Source organism: Micromonospora sp. BL1, assembly GCF_003667485.1.
GTDB classification, from domain to species: Bacteria; Actinomycetota; Actinomycetes; order Mycobacteriales; family Micromonosporaceae; genus Micromonospora; species Micromonospora tulbaghiae.
Genome location: NZ_RCVK01000380.1, coordinates 1 through 11,437, shown reverse-complemented (window position 1 = coordinate 11,437; position 11,437 = coordinate 1). Strand labels below are relative to the sequence as shown.

General features: G+C 72.7%; 8 protein-coding genes. 6 read left to right on the top strand and 2 right to left on the bottom strand.

Going from position 1 to position 11,437, the window contains the following annotated elements:
- Positions 1-171 precede the first annotated feature (171 nt).
- The 5 genes from mtrA to raiA all read left to right on the top strand — a co-directional run bounded on the left by mtrA (position 172) and on the right by raiA (position 6,024).
- Positions 172-861 carry an MtrAB system response regulator MtrA gene (mtrA, locus tag EAD96_RS28190; protein ID WP_013284210.1) on the top strand — a complete coding sequence of 230 codons (690 nt, stop codon included), beginning with the start codon at positions 172-174 and terminating at the stop codon, positions 859-861.
- 70 nt (positions 862-931) lie between these two features.
- Positions 932-2,623: an MtrAB system histidine kinase MtrB gene (mtrB, locus tag EAD96_RS28185; protein ID WP_233586199.1), complete on the top strand. Its 1,692-nt coding sequence runs from the start codon at positions 932-934 to the stop codon at positions 2,621-2,623.
- Positions 2,620-4,419 (top strand): LpqB family beta-propeller domain-containing protein, encoded by a 1,800-nt coding sequence (locus EAD96_RS28180; protein WP_120571510.1) that lies wholly within the window; start codon positions 2,620-2,622, stop codon positions 4,417-4,419. The genes mtrB and EAD96_RS28180 overlap by 4 nt, the downstream gene beginning before the upstream one ends.
- A 4-nt stretch (positions 4,420-4,423) precedes the next feature.
- Positions 4,424-5,128, top strand: a complete 705-nt coding sequence (locus EAD96_RS28175; RefSeq protein ID WP_120571509.1) for a ComF family protein — start codon at positions 4,424-4,426, stop codon at positions 5,126-5,128.
- A 251-nt stretch (positions 5,129-5,379) separates the two neighbouring features.
- On the top strand, positions 5,380-6,024 hold the full coding sequence (gene raiA, locus EAD96_RS28170; protein WP_120571508.1) for a ribosome-associated translation inhibitor RaiA: 645 nt from the start codon (positions 5,380-5,382) through the stop codon (positions 6,022-6,024).
- Positions 6,025-6,066: 42 nt separating this feature from the next.
- Here the strand turns inward: raiA and EAD96_RS28165 are convergent, their stop codons facing one another.
- Positions 6,067-7,173 carry a GNAT family N-acetyltransferase gene (locus tag EAD96_RS28165; RefSeq protein WP_121686373.1) on the bottom strand — a complete coding sequence of 369 codons (1,107 nt, stop codon included), beginning with the start codon at positions 7,171-7,173 and terminating at the stop codon, positions 6,067-6,069.
- Positions 7,170-8,327: a GNAT family N-acetyltransferase gene (locus EAD96_RS28160; protein ID WP_121686372.1), complete on the bottom strand. Its 1,158-nt coding sequence runs from the start codon at positions 8,325-8,327 to the stop codon at positions 7,170-7,172. The genes EAD96_RS28165 and EAD96_RS28160 overlap by 4 nt, the downstream gene beginning before the upstream one ends.
- 169 nt (positions 8,328-8,496) lie before the next feature.
- On the opposite strand from EAD96_RS28160, the gene secA reads away from it, so the two are divergent.
- On the top strand, positions 8,497-11,406 hold the full coding sequence (gene secA / locus EAD96_RS28155) for a preprotein translocase subunit SecA (protein WP_121686371.1): 2,910 nt from the start codon (positions 8,497-8,499) through the stop codon (positions 11,404-11,406).
- The last annotated feature ends 31 nt before the right edge of the window (positions 11,407-11,437 follow it).

Sequence of the window (11,437 nt, the reverse complement as noted above, 5' to 3'; positions counted from 1 at the left end):
GTATAAGAGACAATGGTTGCACGGCGGGTCCGCATCCGGTGGACCCGTCCGACCCGGCGCGCCACGCTGGGCGGCCACGCCGACTTGCTGTGGTGCACGGGGCCGCTCGGCGCTACGGTGCCGTGGAGACGCCGAACACTCCAGACGAACGGGGATGGAACGATAAACCCCATGAGAGCCCGGGTACTCGTGGTCGATGACGACCCCGCCCTCGCCGAGATGCTCGGCATCGTGCTGCGCAGCGAGGGCTTCGTGCCGTCCTTCGTCGCGGACGGCGAACGGGCGCTGGCCGCGTTCCGCGACAACCGACCCGACATCGTCCTGCTCGACCTGATGCTGCCGGGCATGAGCGGCATCGACGTGGCCCGCGCCATCCGGGGCGAGTCCGGCGTGCCGATCGTGATGCTGACCGCCAAGAGCGACACCGTCGACGTGGTGCTCGGGCTGGAGTCCGGCGCCGACGACTACGTGGTCAAGCCGTTCAAGCCCAAGGAGCTGGTGGCCCGGATGCGGGCCCGGCTGCGCCGGGGCGAGGACGTGGCGCCGGAGATGCTGACCATCGGTCCGCCCGGCAACCAGATCACCATCGACGTGCCGGCCCACACGGTCAGCCGCGACGGCGAGGAGGTGAAGCTGACGCCGCTGGAGTTCGACCTGCTGGTCGCGCTCGCCCGCAAGCCGCGCCAGGTCTTCACCCGCGAGGTGCTGCTGGAGCAGGTCTGGGGCTACCGCCACGCGGCGGACACCCGCCTGGTCAACGTGCACGTCCAGCGGCTGCGCGCCAAGATCGAGCCGGATCCGGAGCGACCCGAAATCATCCTCACCGTGCGGGGCGTGGGCTACAAGGCAGGCACCGGATAGCCTGGTCAGCACTGTGGTGACCACCCCGCTGCCCGACCCGCCGACCGCCGCGTCCCGCCGGCTCCACGCCGTGCGGGCACTCTGGCTCGCCCTGACCGGCCGGGTCGCCCGACTGGTGGCCGCGGTGCACCAGGCGTGGCGGCGGTCGCTCCAGGTCCGTGTGGTCACCATCACGCTGGTGGCGTCGAGTCTGCTGGTGGGCGGTTTCGCCTATCTGATCGCCGACAAGATCACGAGCATCCTGCTGGAGAACGCCGAGACCGACGTGCGGCTGCGGCTGAGCAACGGCAGCGAGTACGCGGCCAAGCAGTTCAACCTCTACAGCCAGCCGCAGGAGGCGCAGCTCCAGAACACCATCGACGGCACCGTGAACTACCTGGCCGGCGGGGATCCCACCCAGACCAGCGGCGTGGTGGTGGCGATCACCGCCGACAACTTCGCCGAGTTCATCGAGCCGCGTACCACGCCGGACGTGCCGGTGGGCGCGGTGATCGGCGACGAGCTGCGGGCCACCGTCGCCTCCGGCAAGGTCGCCCACCAGATCCGTACCGGCTCGCTCGGCGGCGAGCGGACGAAATACCTGGTCTACGGCTCCCCGGTGCCCACCAAGTTCGGGCAGGTCGAGCTCTACTACCTCGTACCCCTGGCCCGGCAGGACGCGACGGCGGCCGACGCCCGCGCCACGGTGGTCGCGACCGGCGTCGCGCTGGTGCTGCTGCTCGGCCTGCTGGCCGCGCTGGTCACCCGCCTGGTGGTGACGCCGGTACGGGTGGCCGCGCGCACCGCGCAGCGGCTGTCCGCCGGCCTGCTCGACCAGCGCATGGTGGTCTCCGGCGAGGACGACCTGGCCCTGCTGGCCGCCTCGTTCAACCAGATGGCGACGAACCTGCAACGGCAGATCCTCCGGCTGGAGGAGATGTCCCGGCTGCAACGCCGGTTCACCTCCGACGTCTCGCACGAGCTGCGGACACCGCTGACCACGGTACGGATGGCCGCCGACCTGATCTTCGCCGAGCGCGACGAGTTCGACCCGGCGGTGGCCCGCAGCGCCGAGCTGCTCCAGGCCGAGCTGGACCGGTTCGAGGAACTGCTCACCGACCTGCTGGAGATCAGCCGGTTCGACGCCGGTTTCGCGGTGCTGGACAGCGAGCCGACCGACCTGGTGCCGGTGGTGCACCGGGTGACCGAGCGGCTGGCCGGCCTGGCCGAGCGGGTCGGGGTGACCATCGAGCTGGACCTGCCGGACACTCCGGTGATCGCCGAGGTCGACCCGCGCCGCGTCGAGCGGGTGCTGCGCAACCTGGTCGGCAACGCGGTCGAGCACGGCGAGGCCAAGCCGGTACGGATCACCCTGGGCCAGGATCAGAGCGCGGTGGCGATCACCGTGCGGGACCACGGTGTCGGCCTCAAGCCGGGGGAGGAGAAGCTGGTGTTCAACCGCTTCTGGCGGGCCGACCCGTCGCGCGCCCGGCAGACCGGCGGCACCGGGCTGGGCCTGTCGATCAGCCTGGAGGACGCCCGCCTGCACGGCGGCTGGCTGGAGGCGTGGGGCGCGCCGGGTCAGGGCGCACAGTTCCGCCTCACCCTGCCGGCCCGGGCCGGGGACCGGCTCACCACCTCCCCGCTACGGCTGGTGCCGGCCGACGCCACGGTGCCGTTCGGCGGCCCCCGCGACGGCGGGCTGCCCGCCATCGGGCCCGGCGGCGTCGCGGCGCTGACCGCCGGACCGGCCGGCGGCGACCACGCGGAGGCACGGCCGTGAACCGCCGCGTCCTGGCCCTGCTGCTGACCGGCGCGCTGCTGCCGGCCGCGCTCGCCGGATGCGGCATCCCGCACCAGACCGACGTGCAGGTGGACGGCTCGGTGCCGGCCGCCGAGTCCGGGGCGCTCAACGGCAGCCCGGCCCGGCCGCCCGAACCGGCCGACAGCAGCGAGCCGGTGCCGTTCATCGAGAACTACCTGCGGGCCGCCGCCGCCGGGGAGCGCGACCAGGCGTACGCCCGGGCCCGGAAGTTCCTCGCCGCGGAGGCCCGCGACCTGCTGCCGGGCAAGCCGCAGACCAGCGAGGTCGAGCTGACAGTGGTCCGGCTGCGGGAGAAGCCGGAGAGCACGCCGCCCAACAACCAGGGCACCAGCACCGTGACGCTCAAGGTGCAGCAGGTGGGCGTGCTGCGCGCCGACGGCACGCTCGGCCCGCCGGTGGCGAGCGAGACGCAGTACGTCTTCGAGCTGCGCCGGGCCGAACCGGCCGGCACCGGCCTGCTGATCACCGAGCTGCCGAACGTGCTGCTGGCCAGCGACTCGGCGATGCGCGAGTACTACCGCCCCCGCACCGTCTACTTCTGGAACACCGACCTGACCCGGCTGGTGCCGGACCAGCGTTACCTGCCCTCGTCCGCGCCGACCGAGCGCCGGATCACCGAGGTGATGAAGTGGCTGGCCGACCGCCCGTCGGACTGGCTGGCCCCCGGCGTGACCGGGCTGCCCGACGGCACCCAGCTGATCAACAACGCGACCGGCGCGGACGGCCACTGGGAGATCAACCTCAACATGCCGGGCGCCAACGAGCAGCGGCTGACCCGGCTCGGCACCCAGCTGGCGTGGTCCCTGTCGGACCTGGACGGCCAGGTCGACCTGAAGATCCAGAACCAGAAGCGGCTCACCGTCGACCTGGGGCGCGAGCGCGTTGCCACCGCCGCCTATCCACGCGGCGGCGACCCGATGCGGTTCGCCGTCTACGACGGCGCCGTCCGTCCCCTGGCGTTCGGCAACGAGTCGCGGGCCGCCGTGCCGCTGCCGCCCGCGGAGAACCGCAACGTGGTCTCCGCGTCGCTCGCCCGCGCCGACGACCAGGTGCTCGCCGCGCTCGTGGTGACCGGGCCGGACAACCGCAGGCGGCTCAAGGTGGGCACCGGCCCGGATCCGGTCACCACCCTCAACCCCGGCGACCGTACGTTCCGGACGATGAGCCGTCCCACCTGGCTGCGGTCGCTGAACAAGGCCCGCCCGGCCGGTCTGGTGGCGGCGGACGGCCGGCTCTACCGGTTCGACGGCGCGGGCCGGACGAGCGAGATCCCGCTGTCCGTTCCCGGGCCGGTGACGGCTGTCGCCGGTTCCCTCGACGGGCACCGGATCGCGCTGGCCTCCGGCGGCGCGGTCTTCGTCGCCGCGGTCAGCGTCGACGGCGGCGTGGTCAGCCTCGGGCAGCCCCGCCGCGTGACCACGCTGCTCACCGGCGTGACGGTGGTGGACTGGGTGGCGGAGAACGAGCTGGCGCTGGCCGGCAACGAGGCGGACCGGCGCTCGGCGATCCACCAGCTCACCGTCGACGGCGCCTGGGAGACCCCGCTGGCGGTGGAGATCGGCGCCCCGGTGACCCAGCTCGCCGGGTATCCGGGCGGCGGCGACCGCGGCCTGGCCGCGTTCTCGTTCATGTTCGAGACGGACGGCGCGGCCTGGCGGAACAACCCGTTCGACTACGTCAAGCGGGAGCAGGTGCTCGACGTTCCGTCGGGCAGCCGGGCGACCAACCCGACCGCACCGTTCTTCCTCTACTGAGCCCGTGCGTGAACTGGGCGGGCTCTGGTCGGACCTGACCGACCTGGTGCTGCCCGCCGGGTGCGCGGGCTGCGGCGCGGGGTCGGTACGGCTGCGGCACGGCTTCTGCCCCGGCTGCGTGCGGGAGCTGGAGTCGCTGCGTCCCGCACCTGCCCGGCCCGATCCGGCTCCGCCCGGCCTGCCGCCCTGCGTCGCGCTCGGCCCGTACGGCGGCGCGTTGCGCGAGGGGCTGCTGGCGTACAAGGAACGGGGCCGGCACGGGCTGGCCCGGCCGTTGGGCGCGCTGCTCGCCGAGGTGGTCGCCGCGGCGGCGGGGCCACCCGGCCCGGTGGCGCTCGTGGCGGTGCCCGACACCGCCCGCGCCGCCCGGGCCCGCTACGGCGACCACCTGGACCGGCTGGTCCGCCCGGCGGCGGCCCGGTTGCGCGCGGCCGGCTGGCCGGTACGCGTGCTGCGCCCGCTCCGCGCGCTGCCCCGCACCGACTCGGTGGCGCTGGACAGCGCCGGACGGGCCGCCGCGGCCGAGGCGGCGTTCCGGTTGCGCCGCCCGCCCGCTGGAGACCGCCCGGGGGAGACCGTCGTGCTGCTCGACGACATCGTCACCACCGGCGCCACGCTGGCGGCGGTGAGCCGGATGTTGCACCGCGCGGGAATGGCGCCAAAGGCCGCGGCGGTGCTCGCCGCAACGCAAAAGCGGCACCGCCGGTGACGCTTCGTGTATCCGTTTCACCCCATGGTGTATGAGCTGTTAAATTTCGCGACCGCCTTCGGCAACCAGGGGTGACGGTTGGCCGTACAGGAGTTAGCGTTTCGGTGTCGGGGGTAGTGAGGATCCAACCTTCCCCCGGCACTGGAAGGAGGCGTAGCCGAACAACACCGGTCGACGCCGAGCGGGGCCCTCCCGGGTGCGTCGACCGGATCTGATCCGGACCGAACGACCGTCCGAACAAGGGAGGTCACGTGGACATCGTGGTCAAGGGCCGTAACGTCGAAGTGCCGGACCATTACCGGGTGCACGTAGCCGAGAAGCTCGCGAAGATCGAACGCTACGACCAGAAGCTCATTCGCGTGGACGTGGAGTTGTTCCACGAGCGCAATCCACGCCAGGCGGACACCTGCCAGCGGGTGGAGATCACGTGCGTGACGCGCGGCCCGGTGATCCGGGCCGAGGCCTGCACGAACGACTTCTACAGCGCGCTCGACGCCGCAATCGCCAAGTTGGACACGCGATTCCGCCGCGCGGCGGACCGTCGCCGGGTGCACCGCGGGCGGCACGCGCCGATCTCCGTGGCCGCCGCGACAGCCGGCCTGCCGGTGGCCGATCTCGACGGCCCGGGGTTGGCGGCGCTCGACGGCCACGGCACCGCCACAGCGGTCGCCGAACGCCCCGACGAGAGCGGCTACACCGAACCCGACGACCAGCCGTGGCACATCGCCCGGGCGAAGGTCCACCCCGCCGAACCGATGACCGTCGACGACGCGCTGTTCCAGATGGAACTGGTCGGCCACGACTTCTACCTGTTCCAGGACAAGGAGTCCGGCCGCCCGAGCGTGGTCTACCGGCGGCACGCGTACGACTACGGGATCATCCAGCTCGGCACGTGACCCCTTGACCGGCGAGGACGGGCCCCGCGCAGGGGTCCGTCCTCAGTTCTCGTCCGTGGCCAGGCGGCCGTAGACCACCGAGTCGACACGGACGCCGTCCGGGCCGGGCAGCCGGCCGCGCAACAGCCCCTCCCGCTGGAAGCCGGCCCGCTCCAGCACCCGCTGCGAGGCGACGTTGTCCGGCCGGGTGCCGGCCCACACCCGGGCCACCCCGACACCGAACGCCCACCCCGCGACCAGCCGGACCGTCCGGGCCGCCAGCCCGCGACCGCGCGCCTCGGGCAGCAGGCTGTAGCCGACCATGGCCTGCCCGGTGGCCGGCTCGTCGTAGAACAGCGCGCAGCCGCCGACGACAGCACCGGTGGCCGCGTCGAGGATCGTCAGGTCGGCGGCCTCGCCGGCCAGCCAGCGGCTCGCCGCCAGCCGGCAGCGGCGCTCGAGCGCCGCCCGCTGCGGCGCCACCGGCGGCACCCGGTTCGCCACCACCTCCGGCAGCGAGTGCAGCCGGAACAGCGCGTCCGTGTCCGCCGGCTCCACCGGGCGCAGCGTCACCACGCCGTCGGTGAGCCGGCCGTCCGGCAGGTCCGGCAGCAGGCGCGCTACCGGCCCGGGCGGGTCGTCGGCCAGCCGCACCCAGGCGATCAGATCCTGGCGTACGCCGTGGCCGTCCGCGCCCGCCGCCCGGCGTACGCCCTCGTGCCGGTAACCGCAGGCCAGTGCGATGCGCTGGCTCGCCACGTTGTCGACGCGGGTGAGCAGCTCCAGCCGGGCCGCCCCGGCGGCGAACGCCCGCTCGGTCAGCAGCCGCGTGGCGGCGGTCGCCACGCCCCGGCCGCGCGCCGCCGGCCCCACCCAGTAACCGATCTCGTACGTGGCCCGCTCCGCGCTGAGCCGGGTCAGGCCGATGCTGCCGAGCAGCCGGTCGGTCGCCGGGTCGGCGATCGTGTACGCGGCGCCACCGGCCGCCCACGCCGCGGGCGCGCCCTCGGTGATCCACCAGCGGGCGGCGTCGGCGTCGTACGGGTCCGGCAGCAGGGGCATGAACCGGCGGGTCTCCGGATCGGCGCACCCGGCCACCGTCTCGGGCACGTCCGCGAGGTGGCACGGCCGCAGCCGTACGCCGTACCCCTCGATCGTCTCCGGGGTCACGTCAGGTCGCCCGGCAGCAGCGCGCCGATCCAGACGTCCTGCCGCTCGCCGCGGTGCTGGACGCCGCCGCGCAGCGTGCCCTCGACGGTGAAGCCGGCCTTCTCGGCGGCCCGCCGGGAGGCGGTGTTGCCCACGTTCGCCCGCCACTCGATCCGGGCCAGGCCGAGCGTGGTGAAACCCCAGGCGCAGACCGCGGCGAGAGCGGCCGGCAGGTAACCCCGGCCGCGCGCGTACGGTGCGGTCATGTACCCCACGTCGGCCACCAGCGGGTCGTTCGGCAGCAGGCGCAGGTCGACCGAGGCGACGTAGCGGTCGTCCGGATCCGCCACGGCGAACGTCACGGCCGTGCCCCGGGCCCAGGCCGGGCGCACCAGGTCGCGCAGGAAGCCCTCGGCGTGCTCCGGCCGGTACGGGTGCGGCACTGTGGTCCAGCGGACGGTCTGCTCGTCCTGGCAGGTGCGGGTCACCTCGGCCAGGTCGCGTTCCTCCAGCGCGCGCAGCCGCAGCTCGGTGTCCCCGGCGGTGGCGAACAGGACCGGCTGCGGGCGGCCGAAGACCGCCGCCCGGCGGGCCTGGAGCGTGTCCGGGCCGTAGGGGACCGGGTCGCCGGGCGCGGCCAGCTCGGCCGGGAGGAGGGAGCCGATCCAGCCCTCCGGGCGGCCGCCGGGGCTGGGGTGGGCCAGCCGCAGCTCACCATCGATCCGGAAGCCGGCGCGCAGCGCGACCAGCCGGGAGGCGTGGTTGCCGATCTCGGCCTGCCAGGTGAGCCGGCACAGCTTGAGCGCGTCGAACGCCCAGCGGGCGAGCGCGCGGGTGGCGCGGACCGCGACGCCCCGGCCCCGCGCCCACGGCGCGGTCCAGTAGCCCACCTCGGCCGAGTCCAGCGCGCGGTCGACGGAGACCAGGCCGATCGAGGCGAGCAGCTCGCCGGTGCCGGCGTCGCAGACCGCGAACTGCGCCGCGGTGCCCTCGGCCCAGGCGGTGGCGCTGATCGTGGTGACGAACTCGGTCGCGTGCTCCGGCAGGTACGGGCGAGGTACGGTGGTCCAGCGCTGGATGTCCGGATCCTGGCAGGCACGGTGCACCGCGTCGGCGTCCTCCGCGCGCCACGGGCGCAGCAGTAGGCCGTCCTCGATGATCTCCACAGGCTCCATTCGAGCCATCGTGCCGGATCGTTCGCGCACGGCGTAACCCGATTAGCGGCCGGTGGCGCACGGTCGCGGCGTTATGTCGGGTTCCGGAGCCCGGACCGCCGCCACCAGTGACCATCGTCGCCTCGGAGCGCCTACGATGGTTCGAGACCGTCTAGGGGAGCGTTGATCCGTGTCGATTCTGGAAAAGTTCCTTCGCGCCGGCGAGGGCCGCATGGTGCGTCGGCTGAAGGCCATCGCTGCCGCCGTCAACTCGATCGAGGACGACTACGTCAACCTCAGCGACGACGAGCTGCGCGGCATGACCGACCAGTTCAAGGAGCGGCTCGAGGATGGCGAGACCCTCGACGACCTGCTGCCCGAGGCGTTCGCGGTGTGCCGGGAAGCCGCCTCGCGGGTGCTCGGCCAGCGCCCCTACGACGTCCAGGTGATGGGTGGCGCGGCGCTGCACTTCGGCAACATCGCCGAGATGAAGACCGGTGAGGGCAAGACGCTCACCTCGGTCATGCCGGTCTACCTGAACGCGCTCGCCGGCAAGGGCGTGCACGTCATCACGGTGAACGACTACCTGGCCGAGCGCGACGCCGCCTGGATGGGCCGCGTCCACGAGTTCCTCGGCCTGCAGGTCGGCGTGGTGCTGCCCAACCGGCCCGCCACCGAGCACCGCGCGGCCTACGAGTGCGACATCACCTACGGCACCAACAACGAGTTCGGCTTCGACTACCTGCGCGACAACATGGCCTGGTCGAAGGACGAGCTGGTCCAGCGCGGCCACTTCTTCGCCGTGGTCGACGAGGTCGACTCGATCCTGATCGACGAGGCGCGTACCCCGCTGATCATCTCCGGTCCGGCCGAGCACTCCGCCCGGTGGTACCAGGAGTTCGCCACGGTGGTGGCCCGGCTCCAGCCCGGCACCGACGGCGAGGGCGACTACGAGGTCGACTACGCCAAGCGCACCATCGCGATCACCGAGCGCGGCGTGGCCAAGGTGGAGGACCGCCTGGGCATCGACAACCTCTACGAGTCGGTGAACACCCCGCTGGTGGGCTACCTGAACAACGCGATCAAGGCCAAGGAGCTCTACAAGCGCGACAAGGACTACATCGTCAACGACGGTGAGGTCCTGATCGTCGACGAGTTCACCGGCCGCATCCTGCACGGTCGCCGCTACAACGAGGGCATGCACCAGGCGATCGAGGCCAAGGAGGGGGTGGAGATCAAGCAGGAGAACCAGACCCTGGCCACCATCACCCTCCAGAACTACTTCCGCCTCTACGAGAAGCTCTCCGGCATGACCGGTACCGCCCAGACCGAGGCGGGCGAGTTCAACAAGGTCTACAAGGTCGGCGTCGTGACCATCCCGACGCACCGGCCGATGGTCCGGCTCGACCGGCCCGACGTCATCTACAAGACCGAGAAGGCCAAGTTCAACGCCGTCGTCGAGGACATCGCCGAGCGGCACGAGCAGGGCCAGCCGGTGCTGGTCGGCACCGTCTCGGTGGAGAACTCCGAGATCCTGTCGCACATGCTGCGCCGCCGCGGCATCCCGCACTCGGTGCTGAACGCGAAGTTCCACGCCAAGGAGGCGGAGATCGTCGCGCAGGCCGGGCGCAAGGGCGCGGTCACCGTCGCGACCAACATGGCCGGCCGCGGTACGGACATCCTGCTCGGCGGCAACCCCGAGTTCCTCGCCGCGAACGAGCTGCGCCAGCGCGGGCTCGACCCGGTCGAGCAGCCGGAGGAGTACGCCAAGGCGATGGAGGAGATCCTCCCGACCTGGAAGCAGGCGTGCGACGTCGAGGCGGAGGAGGTCGCCGCCGCCGGTGGGCTCTACGTGCTGGGCACCGAGCGGCACGAGTCCCGCCGGATCGACAACCAGCTCCGCGGTCGCGCCGGCCGGCAGGGTGACCCGGGCGAGTCCCGCTTCTACCTGTCGCTCCAGGACGAGCTGATGAAGCGCTTCCGGGCCGGCGCGGTCGAGGCCGTGATGGACCGCTTCAACATCCCGGAGGACGTGCCCATCGAGTCGAAGATGGTCACCCGCCAGATCAGGAGCGCCCAGGCCCAGATCGAGGGCCAGAACGCCGAGATCCGCAAGAACGTCCTGAAGTACGACGAGGTGCTGAACAAGCAGCGCCAGGTGATCTACGCCGAGCGCCTCCGGGTGCTCAACGGCGAGGACCTGTCCGACCAGGTCCGCAACATGATCGACGACGTGGTCACCGCGTACGTGGTCGGCGCGACGAGCGACGGCTACGCCGAGGACTGGGACCTCGACCAGCTCTGGTCCAGCCTGAAGCAGCTCTACCCGGTCGGCATCACCGTCGAGGAGCTGGAGGAGGAGGTCGGTTCCCGCTCCGGCATCGACCAGGACTTCCTGCTCGCCCGCCTGAAGGAGGACGCGCACGCCGCGTACGACAGGCGTGAGGAGAACCTCGGCGAGGAGGCGGTGCGCCAGCTCGAGCGCATGGTCCTGCTCCAGGTGATCGACCGTAAGTGGCGCGAGCACCTCTACGAGATGGACTACCTCCAGGAGGGCATCAGCCTGCGGGCGTACGCCCAGCGCGACCCGGTCATCGAGTACCAGCGCGAGGGCTTCGACATGTTCGCCTCCATGATGGACGGCATCAAGGAGGAGACGGTCGGCTTCCTCTACAACCTGGAGGTCCAGGTCGAGGAGGCGGAGCCGGAGGCCGAAGAGGTGGCGCTGCTGGAGAAGCCGGTGGAGATCCGGGCCAAGGGTCTCAACCGCGCGCCGCAGCAGCAGGGCCTGCAATACTCCGCACCGTCGGTGGACGGCGAGGCCGGCCGGGGCACCCCGGTGATCGAGCGGCCCGAGCAGCAGGCCCCGGCGCTCGGCATCGGCCAGCAGTCCTCGGAGCGTCCGGCCGCCTCCACGCCGCGCCGTACCCCGGGTGCGGCGGCCGGGGCGAGCGGCCAGGCGGTCGCCGCGAGCACCGCCCGGCGGGCCGCGCCGGGCCAGGTCGACGGCGGCGAGGGCCCGTCCCGTAACGCGCCCTGCCCGTGTGGCTCGGGCCGCAAGTACAAGCGCTGCCACGGCTCGCCCAACGGCGGCAACTGACCCCGAACGAGCGCCCCGACGGGCCCCGGCC

Bases quoted from the DNA above. Each gene is read 5' to 3' on its own strand.
- EAD96_RS28160 (WP_121686372.1), bottom strand. From the start codon at position 8,327: ATGGAGCCTGTGGAGATCATCGAGGACGGCCTACTGCTGCGCCCGTGG.
- mtrA (WP_013284210.1), top strand. From the start codon at position 172: ATGAGAGCCCGGGTACTCGTGGTCGATGACGACCCCGCCCTCGCCGAG.